The following is a 21,483-nucleotide window of genomic DNA, read 5'->3' as shown; positions in this document are numbered from 1 at the left end:
TTCCTCACTCCAACGGAACCGGACGCCCGCCAGGGTGCACGTGCCCGAGGTCGAGACCGGTCGGCGGGGGCAGCGGCGGGCGCACCGCATCGGCCCGGCACGCGTCGAGGAGCAGGGCGACGAGCCTCCGGGAGGCGGCCGCGGGGTCGGGCGTGGTGGTCAGCGCACTGTTCGCGAGCAGCAGCACCGTCAGGTCCGACGGATGGAAGTCGGCCCGAAGCGACCCTGCTTCCTGCGCCCGCCGGACGAGAGCCGCGAAGCCGCGCTCCCCGCGCAATCTGTGCCGGGAATGGTCGGCGGCCGCATCCGGGAAGGTGTCCAGGAAGGCGGCGGTGAAGCCCCGCTCGGCCGCCTGCAGGGCACAGACCTGCTCGATCACGTGGCAGAAGCCGCGCCACGGGTCGGGATCGTCGAGCGCCTCGCCGAGCACGGCGCTGCAGGTCTCGATGCGCTCGGCGAACACCTCCCTGACCAGGTCGCGGCGGGTCGGGAAGCGCCGGTAGAGCGTGGCCACCCCCACGCCGGCCTGGCGGGCGACGGCCGACATGGGCACGTCCACGCCGCTGTGCGTGAAGACCTCGCGGGCCGCGTCGAGGATGCGCTGCCGATTGCGCTGGGCGTCGCCGCGCAACCGAGATGACTTCCCGTCGATCCTTCTCACCTCCGGCTCAAGTGGACGAGACCGTCCACTTACCACCGTACGTTCGACGGCAGAAGGCCACGACGGACGACGAGGTGCGGGACATGACAGAGACGATGCGAGCCGCGATGTACGACCGCTTCGGCGGCCCCGAGGTGCTGTACGTCGGCGAGCTGCCCAGGCCCACTCCCGGATCCGGCGAAGTCCTGGTGCGCGTACGGGCGTTGAGCATCAACGGCGGTGAACTCCTGGCCCGCGCTGGACGCGTACGCCTGGTGACGGGCCGGAAGTTCCCCCAGCGCACGGGCATCGACTTCACGGGAGAGATCGCCGCGCTCGGCTCACCCGCCGCAGGTCTCGCCGTGGGCGACCACGTCTGGGGCGTCCTGCCGCGCAGCTCCGGCTCCGGCAGCGCGGCCGAGTACGTGGTCGTCCGCCCGCAGCAGTTCGCGCGGATCCCGAAGGGCCTCGACCCCGTCGAAGCGGCCGCGCTGCCCGTGGGCACCACGGCGATCACCGCCCTGCGCGACAAGGCACGCCTGCGCCCCGGCGAACGCCTCCTCGTACGGGGAGCGGCGGGCGGCGTGGGCAACGTCGCCGTCCAATTGGGCAGGGCGATGGGCGCCCACGTCACCGCCCTCGCCCGCGCGGACAACCTCGACCTCGTCCGCGACCTCGGCGCCGACGAGGCCCTCGACCACCGGGCCACAGCCCCGGCCGACCTCGGCCGTTACGACGTGGTCCTCGACACCGTGGGCAAAGACCTCCCCGCCCACCGCCGACTCCTCACCCCAGCGGGCCGCATGGTGACCATCGCCTTCGACAGCGACCGCATCGCCGCATCCCTCGGCCACATCCTGGCCGGCACCGTGCACGGCCGCCGCCGCATCCGGTTCTTCAGCGGCAACCCGAAGAGCGACCTGTTCACCGACCTCGCGACCTACGTGGAGGAGGGCGCCGTCCGTCCCGTCGTGGACAGGGTCTTCCCGCTGGCCGAGATCGCCGAGGCGCATCGCGCACTGGAGGCGGGGGGAGTGCGGGGCAAGTACGTCGTGCGGATCGACCAGTCGATCGCCCGGGACGGGTCCGGCGAACATCGACGGGGTTGCTGTGCCGAAGGCTCTGCACCCTGACCCTCGGACCCCCAGTGCCAACACCCCGATCGTTAGGGCCAGTTGACACCGGCTTGCATGGCAGACTGCCCTCGACGCCAGCCACTCGCCGACCTCTCCCGCCGCCCCCGCCCACCACGCGCCCGCCTCCCCGCGACGATGGAGTCCGCCCATGACGGCACCCTCTCCCCGCACCGCCATCGACACCAGCCAGGCACACCCCGCACGGGTCTACGACTGGCTGCTCGGCGGCAAGGACAACTACCCCGTCGACGAGGCGACGGGCGAGAAGCTGCCGCCCGAGGTGCGCATCGGCGCCCTGCAGAACCGCGCGTTCATGAACCGGGCCGTGGCCCATCTCGCGGGCCTCGGCGTCGACCAGTTCCTCGACATCGGCACCGGCATCCCCACCGCGCCCAACCTGCACCAGATCGTGCAGCGCATCGTGCCGTCCGCGAGAGTCGTCTACACCGACAACGACCCCATCGTGCTGCGCCACGCGGAGGCCCTGCTGATCAGCAGCCCCGAAGGCGCGACGGACTACATCCAGGCCGATGTGCGGACGCCGCAGGCGATCCTCGAACACGCCCGCACCGTCCTGGACTTCGACCGTCCCGTCGCCCTTTCGCTGATCGCGCTCATGCACTTCGTCGCGGACGAGCAGGACCCGTACGGCATCGTCGCCACCCTGGTCGCGGCGCTGCCCTCCGGCAGCCACCTGGTGCTCTCGCACGCCTCGAACGACATCTTCCCGGAGGTGGCGGAGGAGGCGACCGCGCAGTACGCGAGGAGCGGCATGACCCTCGCACTCCGCTCCCGCACGGAGGTGGCTCGCTTCATCGAGGGCCTGGAGCCCGTCGCACCCGGCCTGGTGACGGCCCCCGAGTGGCACGGCGAGCAGCCCGAGCCGAGCGGGATGTACGCGGTGGTGGCACGGGTGCCCTGAACTGCCCGCGCCGATCGGACGCACATCGCCGGCCGGATAGCGTGACCGCATGAACCAGGACCTCCCCGCCGACGTGGCGGACGCACTGGCGACCCTGTTGAGCGCGGACACCCCGGTCAATGTCGCGCTGCGCAGACAGGTCCCGCACCTCGGCGTACTGGAGCGCTGCACCTGCGGATGCGGCACCGCCTACTTCGATCTCGACACCGGAAAGGTGGAGCCCGCGCCCACCGGCCCCGGCACACTCGTGGCGGCCGAAGCGCAGCTCCTCACCGAGGCAGGCGAGTGTCCCGGGGAGGTCCTGGTATTCACGCAGGGCGGCTACCTGTCGTGGCTGGAAGTCTGCTCATGGAGTGACGACATCGACGTGACACTGTCCGTCGCGCGTGACTGGATGCAGCCGCGCTCCACTCCCGAACGGCCCGCGTCCGGCTGACTCTCCGTACGGCGGGCGGGGGCGCGAAGGCCGCCTGCGATCCGGTCCGGCCCTGCGTCCGCCACCATGAACGTCACGTCACGTCGCCGCGTCGGCCCTGTCCTGTGTCGCGTCGTCCTCGGAACGCGGTTCGACGACACCCCGTCCCCGCCCCCGGTCCATCTCGCGCCATTCCGGCCGCAGCCCCGCCAGAGTCGTGGCGAGGAAGTACGTGATGCCGCAGGCGACCAGCACCGGTACGAGTCCGGCCGTGGTGACCGCTGCCCCGGCGAGCAGTCCGCCGAGAGGGATGCCGGCCCAGGCCAGTGCGTCGCCGAGCGCGTTGACGCGGCCCAGCATCCGGCGTGGGATGCGTTCGACCTGCACGGCCCCCAGGACGGGGTTGACGAAGCCGACGCCGAAACCGCTGACCGCGAACACGGCGAGTACGACCCCCAACGGGACGTCGAAGGCGAGGATCAGGAACCTCGGCGCACCGGCCAGCAGGAACCCGCCGAGGACCACCACCCGCCGCCGCAGCCGGTGCGCGACCACCGCGGCGATCAGGCTCCCGCAGACGGCCGCCGCCCCCAGCACGCTGCCCATCAGCCCGATCGCGGCCGGCCCGTGGCCCGACTCGCTGGCCCAGACAGGGCGGAGCACCGAGGCGAACGCCGTGTCCAGCAGGTTGGTGATGGTGATCAGCACGATGACGGTGAGCAGCAGCTGCTGGCCGCGCAGGAAGGCGAAGCCCTCGCCGAAGCGCCGCCAGTAGCCCGGTCCCGCCTCTGGTCCCGGCTCAGTCTTCCCGGCCTGTGAAGGGGCTGCGTCGACCGTGTGCCCCATGCCGCGAGGCAGCGCGAGTTTGGTGATCACCGATCCGAGGGCGAAGCAGCCCGCGTTGACCGCGAGCCCGGTCAAGGGGCCGAGCAGCGCCACCAGGGATCCGCCGACCGCAAGGCCGACGGTGGTGGAGAGTCGTTCGATCACGCCGGACAGGCCGGTGGCCCGCTCCAGCGGCACCCGGCCGCGCTCGGCCGCTTCCGGGACCATCACCTCCTTGGCCAGGTCGCCAGGGCTGCGGGCCGCGCCGATCAGCGCGACCAGAACCAGCAGCAGGGGAAAGGAGAGCAGGCCCAGGGCGTGCAGCAGGGGAATCGCGGCGGCGGCGGTCGCACTGGCGAGATCGGTGGTCCAGGAGACGGTCCGCGGGCCGATCCCGTCCACCAGCGGTCCGGTGAGGGCCTTGATCACCACGTAAGGAGTCATCTCGCAGAAGGCGACCAGCCCGGTCTGCGTGGCGTTGCCGGTCGTGACGAGGACGAACCAGGGCAGTGCCACGGCGGAGATCCGCGTGCCGGTCAGCGAGACGGCCATGGCCGCCAGCACACCGCCGAGCGGCCGCAAGGATCTCTTGCCGGGTATGCCGTCGGCCTCCGTGGTCTCTGCGCTCATCAGGCCGGATCTCCTTCCTCCGCCTGAGCCTCTTCCTGAGCGTCGGCGGGGAACGGCGACGCGGCACGGATGTCCGGCTCGGGCAGGATCTGCGTGATCACGCCGACCCGTTCGGCGCCCTCGGGCGCGCTTGCCGCCGCCTCCGGCCCGTCGCGCCGGTAGCGTGCGACGACGGCCGCCAACTCCCCGTACAGGGCGGTGGTTTCCTCGGGCGTGAGCCGCAGGGCCCAGTCGCTCATGTCGAACGCGTTCCGCCAGGCGCGGGGCATCGTCCGCAGCCCGTTCAGGGCCTGCTGCGTGCGCAGCGTGTAATGGGCGGCGACGGACTGCTGGTACGCCAGCGCGGCCTCGGGCTCCCGCTCGGCCAGCTCCGGATCGTTGAACCAGGTCGTCCGGTGCACCGAACGCCACCAGCGCTCCCGCGCATTGCCGCGCTCGGTGTCCTCCTCGACGAAACCGGCTGCGCCGAGCTGTCGGAGGTGGTAGCTCGCCGTACCGGAGTTCACCCCCAGCCGCTCCGCGAGGCGGGTGGCCGTCGACGGTCCGTACTTCCGCAGCAGCCCGACCAGTTGTATGCGTACCGGATGGGCCAGGGCGCGCAGGCCCTTGGCGTCCAGGACGATGGAATCCTCTTCACCAGCCATGCGGCACACGGTAGTTCGCAAAGATTTCTTTGCGAAGAGATTTTTGCGAAGAACTCTTTGCGGTTCAAGTCGCCTACGAGGTGGGCCGGTTCATCTCGAGGTGGTGCGCAACCTGCCCAAGAGGGCCCTTTCAGAACACCACCGCGGCAGCGTCAAGGCGCGGGAACAGGCGCTGAGTTGAGTCCCGCGGCGATGCTCATGGCGGCCCGCCACCCGCGACCAGTGCCCCGAGCGCCGTGCGCCGGTGCGTGACCGAGCGGCCCGTGCGGGTCGTGGTCGCCATGCCTGCCGATCTGAGTGCCGTCGCATGCGCGGAGGCCGTCGCGTTGCTGACGTGGAGGGCGCGGGCCAGGGAGGTCGTGGTGTGCGGTTCCGCGAGGAGGCGCAGCGCGTCGAGGCGGGTGCGGCCCAGGACCGAGGCCAGGGCTTCGGCCGGGACGTACGGGCCCTCCGCGGCGGGCGGGAGCCCGGGGCCCGCCGGGTAGGTCAGGACAAGGGGACGGCCCGGGGCGTCCTGGAGGAGGGGGCCCGACGGGTGGTGGAACGTCGGCAGCAGGACCAGGCCGCGACCGTTGAGGCGCACGTCCCGCGTCGGCGTCGCGCCGGGCCATTCCCACCCGCTGTCGCGGAGTCGGCTGCCGGGTGCCAGGCCGGTCAGTGCCGCGGCGACCCCGTGCTCGGCAACAGCCAGGGCGTAGCGGATGAACTCCTCGCGGTGCAGGTCCTGTACGACGGGCCAGACCGGGGCGAGGACCGTTTCGTACGCGGCCTGTTGGGCGCGCCGCACGGTGCGCCAGGCCGTCTCGTCACCCGCGTGCAGGCTGCGGATCCAAGCAGGCGCGGGCACCGGCCCGTAGGCCCGTTCCAGCTCGGAGCGGATGACGGCGGGGTTCGCCGCGCGGATCCGGGCGAAGCCGTCGTCCAGGGTGTCGCCGAGGACGTCGAGGAAGGAGGGCGGGCGTGCCGGCGCGGGAACCAGGTCGGCGAGCGGGGCCGCGGCGGCCGGCAGGGAGCGCAGGACGCGACCTCGCCACTGTGCGAGCAGCGGTCCGCACCGCGGGGCCACCGCTGTCGTCAGGGCGGCGTGCAACTCCTGGAGCGGCGCCGGGTATTGAGCGAAGCGGATCCGGGTGAAGTCCCGCGCGGTGAAGTGGATTCGCAGCACCCGCACAGCTCCTCGTCCTGGGCCAGGCTTTCGGTCAGGGCCTGAACCTTCGCGTCAAGTCGGCCCCGCCTCAAGAGTGTTGGCATGACCTCTCGACGCACTCTCCTGAAAGGCACCCTATGCGGGAGCGCCGCCGCCCTGCTGCCCACGGTCGCGTCCGCCACCCCAGGCGGCCCGGCCCTCGAGCTGCCCGCACCCGCCGGCCCGTACCCCGTGGGAATGCGGACCGTCCATCTGACCGACCCCGCCCGCAGTGACCCATGGGTGGGCGGCGTACGGGAGTTGATGCTGACCGTCCTGTACCCGGCCCGATCGGTACGCGGCTTCTCCCGGGCCCCGCAGCTCACGCCCGGGGAGGCCGTGGTGTTCGCCGCGTACGCGCCGCACGTCCACCCGGGGCTGCCCGGACCGGGGGCCGTGGACTGGGGCGCGATCCGCACGCACGGGTACGTGGGCGCACCGCCCCTGCCCGGGCGGCGCCCGGTGCTCGTGTACTCGCCGGGCGGCGGCGACTCCCGCACGCTCGGCACCGGACTCGCCGAGGACCTGGCGAGCCACGGCCGGGTGGTCGTCCTCGTCGACCACCCCGGTGACGCCTCCCAGGTGGAACTGCCCACCGGGATGCGGACGACCGTCCTCACCGGACCGCCGGACCCCGCGACCTTCCGCACGATGATCGACACGCGCATCGCGGACCTCCGCCTGGTCCTCGACCGGCTCGGCGACCTGCCCCTCGCCCCCGTCATCGACTCGCGCCGGGTCGGCCTGTACGGACACTCCGCAGGCGGCACGGCCGCGGTGTACGCGGCCTGCGGCGACCGCCGGGTCGGCGCGGTGGCCAACCTCGAGGGCTATCTCGACCTGTACGCGATGCCGTCCGGCGCCGACCGGCCGCTGCTGCTGTTCCGCACCGACGGGTTCGACGGCGCCGCCCGCATCGACTCCTCCTGGGCCGGTCTGCCCGGCCGCCGGTCGCTGCTCGCCGACGCGAACCACTGGGCGTTCACCGACTACGGCTCGCTCGTCCCGCAGCTGAGGACGGCCGGCCTCGTGACGGCCGACGCGCGCGCCGCGCTCGTCGGCACCGGCAACCCCGAGGCGACACTCGCTCGCGTACGGCGAGGCGTGGGGACCTTCTTCGCCCGCCAGGGCACGTACCGCCGCCGGGGTGCCTCGCCCCGGTACTTCGACGTGAACCTGGCCCCGGGCGCGGCCACGCTGGTCCGCCTCGGCGCGCGCTGAGGCGGACAGGGAAGCGGACCGGGCACGTCACGCCCGGTCCGCGATGCGGTGCGCCAACCAGGCGAGAGCGGGTGGCATCCGGTACTCGACGGCGTGATGACCCCCGTCGAACAACTCGAAGTGCACGCGGTCGTCGGCCACTTCGGCCTTTTCGAGCGCATCGCGGAACGCCAGCGCCCCCAGGTCGAGGAACCACTCGTCGCGGGTGCCCGCGTCGATCCAGATGCCGTGCTGGGAGCGCAGGGCGTCGGCGTGCCCGGCGGCCATCCGTACCGGGTCCCAGGCCAGCCAGCGCTGCCACTCGTCCTCGCGCACGGCACCGGTGCGGGGGTCGAAGGGCAGGGTGGGGGTGCCGTCGGGGCCGGGGGAGAAGCAGGCGGAGACGCCGAGGATCTCCAGGAGGTTCAGGTCCTCCTCCTTGGTGAAGGCGGTACGCGAGCGGAAGTCGTCCCACCAGCGGAAGATGTCGCCGCCGTAGGCCCGCAGTTGACGGGCCGCGGTGAAGAAGTGCGGCTGGTACTGGGCCTCGGACAGGGAGTCGCCGGAGTGGGTGGCGAAGGCGCCGAACAGATCGGGGCGGAGCATCGAGGTGACCGCGGCGCCGAGTCCGCCGCTCGACTTGCCCGCGATGGCCCGGTGTTCGCGCGCGGGCAGCGTGCGGTAGTGGGCGTCGACGTACGGCACGACCTCCTCGCACAGGTAGGAGTGGTAGCGGCCGGTGCCGGGCGAGTCGATGAACTGGCTGCCGCCGTAGGCGGTCCAGGCGTCCACGAACACCAGCAGCATCGCCGGCGCCTCACCGCGGGCGAAGAGCGCGTCGGCGAGCTCGGGCACCGGCCGGCGGAAGGCGGTGCGGTTGCCCCAGACCGGGAGCGTGCCCGTGTAGCCGAGCAGCAGATACGTGACGGGGTAGCGGCGCCCGGGTGCGTCGTCGTAGCCGGGCGGGGTGTAGACCCACAGCGGTCGTCGCGCCGGGTCGTCGAGGGGATTGCCGCGGAGCAGCGCGCTGTCGACGACGTGTTCGTCGATGCGGCCGGCAAGCGTGAAGGTCGACATGCGCCGGGACAGTACTACGAATTCAAAATATCTGGATACGTAATTTCTGGATGCGTAGTTTCTGGACGGTAGGGTGAGGCCGTGACGTCACAGCAGCCGCAGGACTCGATCGACCGGCACATCGCCCACTGGGGGCGCGAAGTCCCGGGGCTGGTACCGGAGTTGGAGGGTGCCGTCACGCGTATGCAGATGCTGGTGCGGCACCTGCAGCACAAGAAGGAGGCCGCCCTGGCGCGGCACGGCCTGAAGCTGTGGGAGTACGAGATCCTGTGGCGCCTGCGCTCGGTCGGCGAGCCCTACCGCATGTCGCCCACGCGCCTCGCGCAGGGCCTCGGCGTCCACCCCGCCACCTTGACGAACCGCCTTGACCGACTGCAGTCGGCGGGCCTGATCGCGCGCGAGCACGCACCCGAGGACCGGCGCAGCCTCCTCGTCGGGCTGACTCCGCAGGGCTCCGCGACGTGGGCGTCGGTGATCGACGACCAGCGGGAGGCCGAGGCCGCGCTGCTCGCGCCCCTGGCGGACGGGGAGTTGGGTCATCTGGCCGCTCTGCTGCGGACCGTGGCCCTCGCCGTCGAGAAGGATGCGCCGCCCCTCATGCCGCACGTCGACTGAACCCCAAGTCGCCCTCGTTTCACGGCTGATGCCGCCAGGTAAACCCTCCAGAATTTCATGCTGCCCTCTTGCCAGGCAGAGATAGTACGTGTTCGGATTAATTTCATCGGCCGGGCGCCGCGTCATCGACGCCGACGCGGCTGCCGCCTTCCCCTGTCCCCTCGTCTGGAGCAGAGACATGCCCGCTCTCGCATCCGTAGACCTGCTCGACGCCTTCACCCGTGAACTCAGGCTGTGCAAACTCCGCCCCGGCGAGCACGTGGTGGTCCTGTCCGAGCCGACCAGCCGCGACGACTACATCGCGGCGGCCTTCGGCGCCGCCAAGGCCTGCGACGCCCACGTCATCGCCGCCACCGTGCCCGGCGGCAGCCCCGCCCCCGCGGACAGCACGCGCACCGGCGCCGGACCCGGGCTGACCTCGGTGCTGCGCGACACCACCGCCCAGGAACTGCTCAAGGCCGCCGACCTGGTCGTCGACCTGACGCGCGAGGGCTTCATCCACGCACCGCTGCAACAGGAGATCCTCCGCGCCGGCACGCGCATCATCTTCGTCTGCGACGCCCCGGACGTGCTCATCCGCAACCTGCCCAAGGAGGAGGACAAGGCCCGGGTCCTCACCGGTGTCGAGCTGCTCAAGAACGCCGCCACGATGCGCGTGACCTCCGCGGCCGGCACCGACCTCACCGTCCAACTCGCCGGCTCCGCACCGGAGTTCCAGGTCGGCTTCGCCGACGACCCGGGCCGCTGGGACCACTGGCCGAGCACCATGGTGCTGTGCTGGCCCCGGCTGTCCGACGGCCGCATCGTCCTGGCGGAGGGCGACATCCTCCTGCCGTTCAAGGAGTACGTACGCCATCCGGTGACCCTGGAGATCGCGGGCGGCACCATCGAGAAGGTGTCGGGCGGCGCCGAGGCGCACCTGCTGAACACGTACTTCGAGGACGCCGGTGACCAGTGGGCCCGCAGCCTGTCCCACATGGGCTGGGGTCTGATGCGGACCGCCGACTGGTTCGCCACGGCCCTGTACGGCAAGGACGAGCTGATGGGCATGGACGCGCGCGCCTTCGCGGGCAACTTCCTGTGGTCCACGGGACCGCACCCCGTGCTCGGCCGCGAGTCGTACGCCCACATCGACGTCGCCATGCGGGACTGCACCGTCGCCGTGGACGGGACGGACGTCGTCACGTCGGGCCGGCTCGTCGGGGACTGACGGTCCGCCGCGACCTGCCGCCCCGTCACCACCCGCGCGCACCCCTCCTGGAGAACCCATGGCACCTTCCCAATCGTTCGAAGTCGTCATCGCCGGCGGTGGGCTCGGCGGGGTCACCGCCGCGCTGGCCCTGCGGCACCGCGGCATCCGGGTCACCGTGCTGGAACAGGCGCCGCGGTTCGGCGAGATCGGCGCGGGCATCCAGACGGCGCCCAACGCCAGCCGCGTCCTGCTCGGCCTCGGCCTGCGAAGGCAGCTCGAAGCCATCCACACCGAGCCGCTCGACCAGGTGCGGCGCCGGTGGAAGGACGGCAGCGTCGTCGGGCTCACGCAGCTCGGCGAGCGCTGCACACGGGAGTTCAACGCCCCGTACTGGCACTACCACCGCGCCGACCTGCACCGCGTGATCCTGGACGCCTGCGTGGACCCGGCCGGTCCCGGGCCCGTCGTCGAACTGCACACCGACAGCCGTGTCGACGGCCTGGACCGGACCGACCCCCGCAGGCCGGCCGCGCTCACCGCGGACGGGCGGCGCTTCGAGGGCGACGCGGTGGTCGGCGCCGACGGCATCCGGTCACGGGTGCGCGACCTCATGGGCCTGGCCGACACCCTGGAGTTCTCGGGCGAGATGGCCTTCCGGGCGCTCATCCCCGGGGACCTGATCGCGGCCGACCCCGCCACCCGCTTCCTCGTCGACCGGTTCCAGAGCACCATCTGGTACGGACCCGACCGGCACCTCGTGCACTACATGATCCGCGGCGGCGAGTACCTCAACGTCGTCGCCTGCGTCCCGTGCACCGACGAGGTCGCCGAGAAGTGGACCGTCGCCTCCGACGCCGACGCGCTCGTCGACGCCTTCCCCGGCTGGGACGACCGCGTCGCCGCGATGCTGTCCAAGGCCAAGGAGGACGTCTCCTGCTTCGCCCTGTACCGCAGGCGCCGTGACCCGGTCTGGACCGACGGCCGTCTGACGCTGCTCGGCGACGCCTGCCACGCCATGCTGCCCTACCAGGCGCAGGGCGCCTCCCAGGCGATGGAGGACGCCGCCGTGCTCGCCGCCGAGCTCGGCCGGGTCAACGCCGACGGCATCCCCGCAGCCCTGCGCCGCTACACCGACCGCCGGGCCGAGCACGCCGGGATGGTCCAGGACGCCTCGCTGCGGAACAAGACCTTCTACCACTTCCCCGACGGGCCCGTGCAGGAGGCCAGGGACGCCGAGTTGGGGCGCGGCTTCGGCGGCGAGTCGGACGTCTCCTACCGGTGGCTGTGGAGCGGAACACCGCTGAACGATCCCGATCTCGAGGCGTTCGCCTACCCGTTCGCACGCTGAGCGCCGCCCGCCCGAACCGTACGCGCCCGAACCGTACGCGCCCGAGCCGCACGCGCCCGAGCCGCACGCGCCCGAGCCGCACCTGATGAAGCGTGCCCGTTGAGGCGCACTCACTGAGCCACACCCGCTGAGCCACACCCGCTGAGCCGCACCCGCACCGCCCACTCACCGTCCCCGACGTCTCCGTGGAGCGAACGTGAAAACAGGCGATCAGATCGTGCAGGACCTGCCCTGGCGTTGGCCGGTCCAGGGAAAGATCTTCATCATCGGCGGTCTCGGTTACCTCTTCGACGCCTACGACATCGCCCTCAACGGCTTCCTCATGCCTCTGCTCGGCGACCACTTCGACCTCACCCTGGGGGAGCGCGGCCTGGTCGCCACCGCGAACCTCGTCGGCATGGCCGTCGGCGCCGTCGCCTGGGGCGCGGTCGCCGACCGGATCGGACGCAAACAGGCGTTCAGCGTCACGCTGCTGATCTTCGCCGCATTCTCCGTGCTCGGCGCGCTCGCGCCCAGCTACCCGGTCTTCCTGCTGCTGCGCTTCCTCGCGGGAGTCGGCCTGGGCGGCTGCATCCCCGTCGACTACGCGCTGGTGGGCGAGTTCTCCCCGCGCAAGTACCGGGGTCGGGTCCTCACCGCGCTCGACCTGTGGTGGCCGATCGGCGTCACCCTGTGCGGGCTCGTCGCCACCGGCCTGGTCGGGGTGGCGGGGGACTGGCGGTGGATGCTCGCCACGATGGTCCTGCCCGCCCTGCTGCTGTTCTGGGCGCGGCGCGGCATCCCCGAGTCGCCCGTCTACCTCACCCAGAAGGGCCGAGAGGCGGAGGCCCGCCGCGTCATCGACGACCTCGTGGCCCGTACGGGCGCCCCGGTCGAGCCGTACACCGTCCCCGCACCACGGCCCGGGACCGGCCCGCGCGGCGTGGCCGCGGCCTGGCACCAGCTCGTCGGCGTCTGGAGGTTCAGCCCGCGCATCACGTCGGTGGCCTGGCTCCTCTTCGCGACGATCATGCTGGTGTACTACGCGGCACTCAGCTGGATGCCGTCCATCCTCAAGGAGGAAGGGCAGGGCGACACCGCCGCGTTCATGAGCACCACGGTCATGAGCTCCGTCGGCATCGTCGGCGTCCTGATCTCCACGGCGCTCGTCGACCTGGTCGGCCGCAAGTGGCTGATCGGCGTCTCGGCGCCCCTGGCCGCCGCCGCCCTGGTGGTCTTCGCGGTCGTCCGGCAGATGCCGACACCGGCCGTCGTCGCCATCGCCGTCTTCGGTCTGCTGGCCCAACTCGCCATTCCCGTGCTCTACGCGTACGCCTCCGAGCTCTACCCCACCCACCTGCGGGCCAGCGGCTTCGGCTGGGCCTCGTCGGTCAGCCGGGCGCTGACGGGCTTCGCCCCGCTGCTCTTCGGCTCGGTCCTGTGGCCGCTGCTCGGGCTGCCGGTCACCTTCACCGTCCTGGGCGCGGCCGTGCTGGCCGCCGTCGTCTGGATGGCGATCGCCGCGCCCGAGACCAAGGGCACCGCGCTGGACGCCACCGCCGACGAACCCGCGCCCGAGACACACCCCGTGCCCGAAACCGCCGCTCACTGACCCGCCACGGGGGCGACCCCCGATGCGTGGCCGTACCCGCTCGTACCCGCTCGTATCCGTATCTGTATCCGTATCCGTATCCGTATTCGTCTCGTACCGGAGGAATCCGATGAAGCCCGCCCCCTTCGCCTACCACCGGGCGCGAGACGTCGACGGCGCGGTCCGGCTGCTGGCCGGCCTCGGTGACGACGCCAAGGCCGTCGCCGGGGGCCAGAGCCTCGTCGCGATGATGAACTACCGGCTCGCCCGCCCGCGCCACCTGGTCGACATCGCCCGCATACGGGAACTCGACCGGATGCAGCGGGACGCCTCCGGAGGGCTGCGCATCGGGGCCCTCACCACGCACCACACCGTGGAACGCGACGAACAGGCCCTGCTGGGGCGGGAGTTCGCCGTGCTCCGCCGGGCGATGGAGTGGGTGGGGCACCTGCCGATCAGGACCCGGGGCACCGTCGGAGGGAGCCTCGCGCACGCCGACGCCACCGCCGAATGGTGCCTGCTCGCGCTCGTGCTCCGCGCCGAACTGCTGGTGCGGGGCCCGCGCGGCACGCGCTCCGTCCCCGCCGCGGACTTCTTCCACGGCTACTACACCAGTGATCTGGCACCCGACGAACTCCTCGTCGAGATCCACTTCCCCCGTCCGGCGCCGCACGCCGCCCTCACCGAATTCGCCGAGCGGCGAGGCGACTTCGGCCTCGTCGTCGCCGCCGTGGACCTCGACGTGGTCGACGGAACGGTCCACGGCGGCCGGGTGGGTCTCGGCGGCGTCGCGGCCGCCGTCGTGCGCGTCCCGGAGGCCGAGGACGTACTCGCCGCCGGCGGCTCGTTCGCCGACTGCGCGGCGGCAGCGGCCGCCGCCGTGGATCCGCCCGACGACCCCGCCTACCGCAGGCACCTGGTCCGCACCCTCGTACGGCGCGCCTGTGAGGAGGCCGTCACCGCATGAGCTCCACCGTCAACTCCGGGCGTCTCGTGGGCCGTTCCGTCCCCCGCCGTGAGGATCCGCGCCTCTTGACGGGGCGCGGACGCTTCGTCGACGACATCGCACTGCCCGGGATGCTCCACGCGCAGTTCGTCCGCAGCACCGTCGCCCACGCCGAGATCGCGTCCGTGGACCTGTCCGCCGTACGCCACATTCCGGGCGTGGTCGCGGCGTTCACCGCGCAGGACCTTCAACTCGGTGACATCGTCGCCGAGTTGGCGCGCCCCCTCAGCGAGTACGTGCCGACCGCGATGCCGATCCTCGCCCACGACCGCGTCCGCTACGTCGGCGAGCCGCTCGCCGTCGTCGTGGCCCGCGATCCCTACGCGGCCGAGGACGGCATCGAGGCGGCCAAGGTCACCTACTCGACCCTGCCGCCCCTCACCTGCGAGGCCGACGCGCTCGCCCCCGACGCGCCCCGGCTGCACGAGGCGGCGGCCCGCAACACCCTCGTCGACGTGGCGCTGTTCGCGACGGACGGCATCGACGACGTCTTCGCCCGCGCCCACCGGGTCGTGGACGTCGAGACCCGCACCGGCCGGCAGAACGCCCTCCCGCTGGAGACCCGCGGCGCCGTCGCACACTGGGACGAGCGGGAGGAACAGCTCGTCGTCCACACCTGCACCCAAGTGCCGCACCAGGTCCGCACGGTGGCCGCACGCAGCCTGCGCCTGGACGAGCGGGCGGTCCGCGTGATCGTCCCCGACATGGGCGGCGGCTTCGGGCAGAAGTGCGTGGTGGGCCGCGAGGAGATCGCCGCCGCGGCCGCCGCCCTGCGCCTGCGCCGCCCCGTGAAGTGGATCGAGGACCGCAAGGACGCGCTGACCGCGTCCTTCCTCGCCCGCGAACAGCACTACCGGGCCCGCGCCGCCTTCGACGCCGACGGCCGCATCCTCGCCCTGGACGCCGACGTGGTGTGCGACATGGGCGCGTACTCCTGCCACCCGTTCACCGCGGGCATCGAGCCGCTGATGGCCTGCGCCGAGATGCCCGGCGTCTACCGGATCCCCGCCTACCGGGCCAGGGGCCGCGCGATCACCACCAACAAGGCGCCCACCGGCCCCTACCGCGGAGTGAGCCGCCCCCAGTACGTCATGGTCCTCGAGCGCCTCTTCGAGCGCGCGGCCCGCGAACTCGGCCTGGATCCGGTCGAGATCCGCCGCCGCAACGTCATCACCGACTTCCCGTACACCGGCGTCAACCACATCACCTACGACCCGGGCTCCTACCGGGAATCCCTCGACCTGTGCGAACAGCAGCTCAAGGAGGAGGGCTGGTACGAGAAGCAGGCCGAGGCGGCACGCGACGGCCGGTACCTCGGCATCGGCTACTCCTGCTTCAGCGAACGCACCGGCTACGGCTCCGCCGCCTTCGCCCAGCGCAAGATGCAGGTCGTGCCGGGCTTCGACATCGCCGAGGTCCGCATGGACACCAGCGGAGCCGTCACCGTCACCACCGGCACCCTCAGCCACGGGCAGAGCCACGAGACGACCATGGCCCAGATCGTCGCCGACGAACTCGGCCTCGACCTCGCCAAGGTGAAACTCCACCAGGGCGACACCGACCGCATCACCTACGGCTTCGGCACCTTCGCCAGCCGGTCCATCGCCATCGGCGGCAGCGCCGTCCGGATCGCCACGGGCCGCCTCGGCGACAAACTGCGCCGCATCGCGGCCGCCCGCTGGGACACCGACCCCGACGACGTCGAACTGACCGGCGCGGGCGCCCGACGCCGGGGCGCGGACGGGGACTTCACGACGGACTTCACGACGGACTTCGTTTCGTACGAGGAACTTGCCGACACCGCCTACCTGAAGGCACACCTGCTGCCCCACGACATCGAACCCGGCCTCACCGCGACCGCCACCTTCGACGTCTTCACCGACGGCACCTTCTCCAACGCCACGCACGGCGTCGTCGTCGAACTCCACCCGGGCACCGGACAGGTGGAGATCCTGCGGTACGTGTGCGTCGAGGACTGCGGCGTCGCCATCAACCCCAAGGTCGTCGAGGGACAGTGCCGCGGCGGCATCGCCCAGGGCATCGCGGGCGCCCTCTTCGAGCAGATCACGTACGACGCCCAGGGCGAACCGTCGGCGACCGGCTTCATGGACTACAAGGTGCCCACCGCCCACGAGATCCCCGACGTCCACATCCGCCACCTCGAGACGCCCTCCGCCCTCACCGGGACCGGCGCCAAGGGAGCGGGCGAGGGCGGCACCATCGGCGCTCCCGCCGCCGTGCTCAACGCGGTCAACGACGCCCTGCGCCCCACGGGCGTGGAGCTCGACAACACCCCCATCACACCCCCGACGGTCCACCGCGCCCTGAACCAGGAGCTGTTCGCATGACCGACCCCGGCCGCACGCACGATCCGCAACTCCTCGCCCTCGACGTCAACGGCGTACGCCACGAGGTGATCACCGAGTCCCGCCGCACCCTCGTCGACGTGCTCCGCCACGACCTGCACCTCACCGGCACGCACGTGGGCTGCGAGCACGGCATCTGCGGCGCCTGCACCGTCCTCGTCGACGGCCGGCCCGCCCGCGCCTGCCTGATGTTCGCGGCGCAGGCCGAAGGGGCGGAGATCCGCACCGTCGAATCCTTGAGCGGCGACGGCGGACTCACGGACCTGCAAGAGGCGTTCCGCGAGCACCACGGCCTGCAGTGCGGCTTCTGCACCCCCGGCTTCCTCATGCTCGCCGAAGGGTTCCTCGCCGAACGCCCCGAAGCGACCAAGGAGGAGATCCGGGACGTGGTCGCCGCCAACCTGTGCCGGTGCACCGGCTACCAGACCATCGTCGAGGCCGTCGACGCCTGCGCGACCGCCCGCCGCACCGCCTGCGCCCAGGGCCGCAAGGAGGCGACAGGATGCAACTGACCAACAGCGTTGCCGTGCAGGCCGCGCCCGACGACGTGTTCGCCCTCGTCAGCGACGTGCGGCGGGTCGCCTCCTGCATGCCGGGAGCCGCCCTGGACGGCCGGGACGGCGACGCGTGGCGCGGCGCCGTCACCGTGAAGGTGGGCCCGATCACCGCCGCCTACACCGGCACCGTCCGCTTCCTCGAGGTCGACGGCGACAAGCGGCGGCTGCGCGTCCAGGCCACCGGCGCCGACACCCACGGCAGCGGCGACGCCGAGGCCGAGGTCACGCTCGACGTCGTCCCCGCACCCGGCGGCGCCCGGCTCGACCTCGTCACCGACCTGGTCGTCCGCGGGAAGATCGCCCAGTTCGGCAAGGGCGCCATCGCCACCGTGTCCGGGCGCATCCTGGAGCAGTTCGCGCGCAACCTCGGCGACCTGCTGGCCGCTCCCGCACCGGAGGACATCTGCGCACCGTCGGCCCCCGCGCCCGCCGCCGCGGAACTCGACGGCCTGTCCCTGGTCGCCGGGCCGCTCCTGAACAAGTACGGACCCGTGACCGCCGCCTTCGCGGCCGGACTTCTCCAGGGCTGGCTGCTGGGCAGGCTGAGGGACCGGTCCGCCCAGCTGCGGGACCTCAGGAGGAGCGCATGAACAGCGGACTCCACGGACGTACGACCGACGACACCTACGCGCGGGCCGGCTTCGGCGCCCCGGTCCGGCGCGGCCGGCGGCCCGCCCTCCTCGTCGTCGACCTCACCCGGGGCTTCACCGAGGACGGCTTCGCCACGGGCAGCGACCTCACCGGCGTGGTCGAGTCGACCGCCCGGCTGATCGATGCGGGCCGCCCCGCAGGTGTCCCCGTCGTCTTCACGGCCATCTCCTACACCCCGGCAGAAGCGGCCGGCGACGCGGTCACGTGGCTGGGCAAAGCACCGGGACTGCGCGCCCTGGTGGACGGCAGCGACGCCGTGGCCCTCGACCCCCGGCTGCCCCGGCAGCCGGGCCGGGACCACCTCGTCGTCAAGAAGGGAGCCTCCGCGTTCTTCGGCACCGGGCTCGCCGCCACCCTGACCGGCCTCGGCTGCGACACCGTCGTGGTGTGCGGCGCCACGACGAGCGGCTGCGTCCGGGCCAGCGCGGTGGACGCCGTCCAGTGCGGCTTCCCGGTCCTGGTGCCGCGCGACTGCGCCGGGGACCGGGCCGAAGGCCCCGCGCGGGCGGCGCTCTTCGACATCCAGGCGAAGTACGGCGACGTCATCGGCCTCGACGACGCGATCGGCTACCTCACCTCCCTGCCCGCGCCCCGCCGCGCACACCCCTGAGGACGAACTCCCGTGACACAGCGCTCCCTTCCGCAATCCGCGCTCGCCGACCTCGCCGACGTGCCCGCCACCAGCCGCTGGTTCCGCTCGGGACCGGTGCGCCTGCACGCCCTCGACTACGGCGGCCCGCTTCCCCCGCTCGTCGTCCTCCCCGGCATCACCAGCCCCGCCGTCACCATGGACTTCATCGCCCGTGAACTGACCGACCTGGTACGGCCGGTGGTCCTCGACGTGCGCGGCCGCGGCCTGTCCGACGACGCCGCCGGACACACGACGCAGGAGTACGCCGAGGACGTAGAGGCACTGATCACCGCACTCCATCTCCCACAGCCCCTGCTGTTCGGGCACTCCATGGGCGCCCGCATCGCCGCCGCCACCGCCGTACGCGCCAAGGTGCCCCTGAGGGGTGCCGTCCTCGCCGATCCGCCGATGAGCGGCCCCGGCAGAGGCACGTACCCGACGACCCTCGAGACGTTCCTGCGACAGCTCGACGAGGCCCGGCGCGGCACGGACGCCGACGCGGTCGCAGGACACTGGCCCAGCTGGCCCCGTCGCGAACAGGTACTGCGCGCACGCTGGCTCGCCAGCTGCAGCCGCGAGGCGATCGCGGGCACCCACCACGGCTTCGAGCACGAGGACTTCTTCACCTGGTGGCCGCACGTGCGCACGCCGGTCGCCCTGCTCCACGGTGCGGACAGCGCGGTCGTGACCCCCGAAGGCGCCGCCGAGGCCCAACGGGCCAACAGATCCGCCTCGTTGCACCGCGTACCCGGCGCAGGGCACATGATCTTCTGGGACGCGCCGGACGCCGCCCTCGCCGCGCTGCGCACGGCCCTGAGCGGGATGCTCACCACCGTCGAACCCGGCTGTGAGGCCGTGGTTAAGTGTGGACATGCCTGATGAGACCCGACCGGCCGAGACCACCCCCAGGCCCCCCGCCGCGCTGACCGCCGCACCCGGCTACCAGGTCCGGCGCCTGTACCAGGCCTACCTCGCCGTGTGGCTGAGGGAGGTGGACCCGGTCCTCACGGGACCGCAGTTCGCCGTGCTCCAGACGATCCAGGCCCACCCCGGACGCGATCAGCGCTCCCTCGCCTCGGCGGTGGCCCTCGACACCTCGACGATGGCCGACGTCGCCAAGCGCCTGGAGAACCGCGGCCTGATCACGCGGCAGACCGCGGCGGACGACGGACGGCGCAAGCTGCTCCACCTCACCGAGGACGGCGAGAACGTCCTGCGCGAGGCCGACCAGCGCGCCCGGTCCCTGGACAAGCTCCTGCTGGAGCCGTTCGGCGAGGCCGAGCGCAGCACGTACCTGCACATGCTCACGTCCCTCGCCGATCACTGGGTGGGACTGGCCGAGGGGCCCCAGCCGCCCCCCTCCCGGTAGCCGGTCCACGGTGCTCCGGGCAGGGCGGCGAGCGCCCCGCCACCACCGGAGGACGAACCACCGTGACGGACCATCACATCGGTCTCATCGTGCCCAGCTCCAACCTGACCATGGAGACCGAACTGCCCCGGATGCTCGCCGCCCGGGAGGCCGTCGAGCCCGGCGACCGCTTCGTGTTCCACAGCAGCAGGATGCGGATGAAGCACGTCACCCCCGAGGAACTGCGCGGGATGAACGCGCAGACGGGACGGGCCGCGGGCGAACTCGCCGACGCCAGGCCCGACGTCGTCGCCACCGCCTGCCTGGTCGCCATCATGGCCCAGGGGCCAGGACATCACTGCACCGCCGAGGCCGAGATCACCGACGCGCTGCGCGCCGAAGGAGCCACCGCGCCCGTCGTCTCCAGCGCGGGCGCCCTCCTCAGCGGCATCCGGGCACTCGGCGCCCGGCGGGTCGCCGTCGTCACGCCGTACATGAAGCCGCTCACCGCCCAGGTCGTCGCCTGCATCGAGGACGCGGGGACCGAGGTCGTGGATTCCTTGAGCCTCGAGGTCCCCGACAACCTGGCCGTCGCCCGCCTCGACCCGGCGGACCTGCGCGAGCACTGGCGCCGCCTCGACCTGAGCCGCGCCGACGCACTGGTGCTCTCGGCCTGCGTACAGATGCCGTCCCTCGCCGCCGTCCAGGCGGTCGAGGACGAAGCGGGCCTGCCGGTGCTCACCGCGGCGACCGCGACGGCGTACCGCATCCTGCAGGAACTCGGCCTGCCGCCGGTGGTACCGGACGCCGGTAGCCTCCTCGCCGAACGGGCGCTGGTGCCGGGGGAGTTGGGCGGCCGACCGTCGCTCTACGGGGGCGGCTTGAGGTAGTTGAGCGCGAGCACGGTGAGCTCGTCGAGGAACTGCTCGCGGGAGATGGCCGGTTGGTCGAGTAGATAGCGAACCGTGAGGTGCTCGACCGTGCGCACCAGCATCCACGCCACCGTGTCGAGCGGCGCGTCGTCGCGCAGGCTCGCACGGTGGGTCGTCAGATAGGCGAGCAGCAGCTCCGCGATGCGGTGCTCGAAGGCGCGCAGCGTGCGGCCGTCGTCGAGCCGCGGGCCCTGCTCGACCGCGGCGTGCAGGAACGCCGGTTCGACATCGAGTCCGTCGAGGAGCGCGGCCAGCGTGGTGCGGGTGACCACGGGCGCCGGCTGGTCGAACTGGCCGGAGAGACGGGCCGTGACGCTGGAGACGAGCGCGTCGCTGTAGTCCTGCAGGACGGCCGAGACGATGGCGTCCTTGTGCGGAAAGTACTGGTAGAGCGAGCCGGGGCTGATCCCGGCCGCCGTCGCGATCCGATGGGTGGAGGCCCCCTCGTACCCGTACGCGGCGAGCGTCTGCCGCCCGGCGTCGAGAATCCGCGCCACCATCGCCCGCGACCGGTCCTGGCGCGGCACTTTGCGCGGCGAAACGCGAGCGGTGCGGTCGCGGGACGCGCCGCGGCGAGGCCCTGGCACGGCGG

22 protein-coding genes are annotated in these 21,483 nt (G+C 72.4%); 16 read left to right on the top strand and 6 right to left on the bottom strand.

Going from position 1 to position 21,483, the window contains the following annotated elements:
• Nucleotides 1-4: 4 nt before the first annotated feature.
• Nucleotides 5-661: a TetR/AcrR family transcriptional regulator gene (locus ACIBUY_RS24155; RefSeq protein WP_399153652.1), complete on the bottom strand. Its 657-nt coding sequence runs from the start codon at nt 659-661 to the stop codon at nt 5-7.
• An 83-nt stretch (nt 662-744) separates the two neighbouring features.
• On the opposite strand from ACIBUY_RS24155, the gene ACIBUY_RS24150 reads away from it, so the two are divergent.
• The 3 genes from ACIBUY_RS24150 to ACIBUY_RS24140 all read left to right on the top strand — a co-directional run bounded on the left by ACIBUY_RS24150 (nt 745) and on the right by ACIBUY_RS24140 (nt 3,134).
• The gene (locus tag ACIBUY_RS24150; protein WP_399153651.1) at nt 745-1,773 is read left to right on the top strand and encodes an NAD(P)-dependent alcohol dehydrogenase; all 1,029 of its coding nucleotides are present in this window, start codon (nt 745-747) and stop codon (nt 1,771-1,773) included.
• Nucleotides 1,774-1,924: 151 nt separating this feature from the next.
• Entirely contained in the window at nt 1,925-2,698 is a 774-nt protein-coding gene (locus tag ACIBUY_RS24145; protein ID WP_399153650.1) for an SAM-dependent methyltransferase, read from the top strand.
• 49 nt (nt 2,699-2,747) lie between these two features.
• Nucleotides 2,748-3,134, top strand: coding sequence for a hypothetical protein (locus ACIBUY_RS24140; RefSeq protein ID WP_399153649.1), 387 nt, complete (start codon nt 2,748-2,750; stop codon nt 3,132-3,134).
• Nucleotides 3,135-3,212: 78 nt separating this feature from the next.
• Here ACIBUY_RS24140 and ACIBUY_RS24135 read toward each other — a convergent pair whose 3' ends face one another.
• From ACIBUY_RS24135 to ACIBUY_RS24125, 3 genes are all read right to left on the bottom strand, one after another.
• Nucleotides 3,213-4,568, bottom strand: coding sequence for an MFS transporter (locus ACIBUY_RS24135; protein ID WP_399153648.1), 1,356 nt, complete (start codon nt 4,566-4,568; stop codon nt 3,213-3,215).
• Nucleotides 4,568-5,212 (bottom strand): ArsR/SmtB family transcription factor, encoded by a 645-nt coding sequence (locus ACIBUY_RS24130; protein ID WP_399153647.1) that lies wholly within the window; start codon nt 5,210-5,212, stop codon nt 4,568-4,570. Before ACIBUY_RS24130 ends, ACIBUY_RS24135 begins: the two co-directional genes overlap by 1 nt.
• A gap of 196 nt (nt 5,213-5,408) precedes the next feature.
• A complete protein-coding gene (locus ACIBUY_RS24125; RefSeq protein WP_399153646.1) occupies nt 5,409-6,377 on the bottom strand; it encodes an ArsR/SmtB family transcription factor in 969 nt (322 codons plus the stop codon).
• 84 nt (nt 6,378-6,461) lie between these two features.
• On the opposite strand from ACIBUY_RS24125, the gene ACIBUY_RS24120 reads away from it, so the two are divergent.
• A complete protein-coding gene (locus tag ACIBUY_RS24120; RefSeq protein WP_399153645.1) occupies nt 6,462-7,619 on the top strand; it encodes an alpha/beta hydrolase family protein in 1,158 nt (385 codons plus the stop codon).
• A 27-nt stretch (nt 7,620-7,646) separates the two neighbouring features.
• On the opposite strand, the gene ACIBUY_RS24115 is transcribed toward ACIBUY_RS24120, so the two are convergent.
• Nucleotides 7,647-8,675: an alpha/beta hydrolase-fold protein gene (locus ACIBUY_RS24115; RefSeq protein ID WP_365565682.1), complete on the bottom strand. Its 1,029-nt coding sequence runs from the start codon at nt 8,673-8,675 to the stop codon at nt 7,647-7,649.
• Nucleotides 8,676-8,756: 81 nt separating this feature from the next.
• Between ACIBUY_RS24115 and ACIBUY_RS24110 the strand changes: the two genes are divergently transcribed.
• From ACIBUY_RS24110 to ACIBUY_RS24055, 12 genes are all read left to right on the top strand, one after another.
• Complete coding sequence (locus tag ACIBUY_RS24110) at nt 8,757-9,290, top strand: MarR family transcriptional regulator (protein ID WP_365565679.1); 534 nt, start codon at nt 8,757-8,759, stop codon at nt 9,288-9,290.
• Between the two features lie 178 nt (nt 9,291-9,468).
• Nucleotides 9,469-10,500: a hypothetical protein gene (locus ACIBUY_RS24105; protein WP_399153644.1), complete on the top strand. Its 1,032-nt coding sequence runs from the start codon at nt 9,469-9,471 to the stop codon at nt 10,498-10,500.
• Between the two features lie 58 nt (nt 10,501-10,558).
• Complete coding sequence (locus tag ACIBUY_RS24100; RefSeq protein WP_365565673.1) at nt 10,559-11,830, top strand: FAD-dependent monooxygenase; 1,272 nt, start codon at nt 10,559-10,561, stop codon at nt 11,828-11,830.
• A gap of 196 nt (nt 11,831-12,026) precedes the next feature.
• The gene (locus ACIBUY_RS24095; RefSeq protein WP_399153643.1) at nt 12,027-13,421 is read left to right on the top strand and encodes an MFS transporter; all 1,395 of its coding nucleotides are present in this window, start codon (nt 12,027-12,029) and stop codon (nt 13,419-13,421) included.
• A 109-nt stretch (nt 13,422-13,530) separates the two neighbouring features.
• A complete protein-coding gene (locus tag ACIBUY_RS24090) occupies nt 13,531-14,367 on the top strand; it encodes an FAD binding domain-containing protein (protein WP_399153642.1) in 837 nt (278 codons plus the stop codon).
• A complete protein-coding gene (locus ACIBUY_RS24085) occupies nt 14,364-16,754 on the top strand; it encodes a xanthine dehydrogenase family protein molybdopterin-binding subunit (protein ID WP_399153641.1) in 2,391 nt (796 codons plus the stop codon). The genes ACIBUY_RS24090 and ACIBUY_RS24085 overlap by 4 nt, the downstream gene beginning before the upstream one ends.
• Complete coding sequence (locus ACIBUY_RS24080) at nt 16,751-17,284, top strand: (2Fe-2S)-binding protein (protein WP_399153640.1); 534 nt, start codon at nt 16,751-16,753, stop codon at nt 17,282-17,284. The genes ACIBUY_RS24085 and ACIBUY_RS24080 overlap by 4 nt, the downstream gene beginning before the upstream one ends.
• Nucleotides 17,275-17,919 (top strand): SRPBCC family protein, encoded by a 645-nt coding sequence (locus tag ACIBUY_RS24075; RefSeq protein ID WP_399153639.1) that lies wholly within the window; start codon nt 17,275-17,277, stop codon nt 17,917-17,919. Before ACIBUY_RS24080 ends, ACIBUY_RS24075 begins: the two co-directional genes overlap by 10 nt.
• Nucleotides 17,916-18,590 (top strand): isochorismatase family protein, encoded by a 675-nt coding sequence (locus ACIBUY_RS24070; protein WP_399153638.1) that lies wholly within the window; start codon nt 17,916-17,918, stop codon nt 18,588-18,590. Before ACIBUY_RS24075 ends, ACIBUY_RS24070 begins: the two co-directional genes overlap by 4 nt.
• A 12-nt stretch (nt 18,591-18,602) precedes the next feature.
• Nucleotides 18,603-19,490 (top strand): alpha/beta fold hydrolase, encoded by an 888-nt coding sequence (locus ACIBUY_RS24065; protein WP_399153637.1) that lies wholly within the window; start codon nt 18,603-18,605, stop codon nt 19,488-19,490.
• Nucleotides 19,483-19,980 (top strand): MarR family winged helix-turn-helix transcriptional regulator, encoded by a 498-nt coding sequence (locus ACIBUY_RS24060; RefSeq protein WP_365565654.1) that lies wholly within the window; start codon nt 19,483-19,485, stop codon nt 19,978-19,980. The genes ACIBUY_RS24065 and ACIBUY_RS24060 overlap by 8 nt, the downstream gene beginning before the upstream one ends.
• Nucleotides 19,981-20,042: 62 nt before the next feature.
• Nucleotides 20,043-20,849, top strand: coding sequence for an Asp/Glu racemase (locus tag ACIBUY_RS24055; protein WP_399153636.1), 807 nt, complete (start codon nt 20,043-20,045; stop codon nt 20,847-20,849).
• Here ACIBUY_RS24055 and ACIBUY_RS24050 read toward each other — a convergent pair.
• The gene (locus ACIBUY_RS24050) at nt 20,828-21,391 is read right to left on the bottom strand and encodes a TetR/AcrR family transcriptional regulator (RefSeq protein ID WP_365565651.1); all 564 of its coding nucleotides are present in this window, start codon (nt 21,389-21,391) and stop codon (nt 20,828-20,830) included. The two genes, ACIBUY_RS24055 and ACIBUY_RS24050, sit on opposite strands and share 22 nt — an antisense overlap.
• Between the last annotated feature and the right edge of the window lie 92 nt (nt 21,392-21,483).

The sequence above is a fragment of the Streptomyces sp. NPDC050085 genome (assembly GCF_044460595.1).
GTDB lineage: Bacteria > Actinomycetota > Actinomycetes > Streptomycetales > Streptomycetaceae > Streptomyces.
The sequence above is the reverse complement of the archived record's forward strand: the minus strand, read 5'-3'. Positions and strand labels throughout refer to the sequence as shown.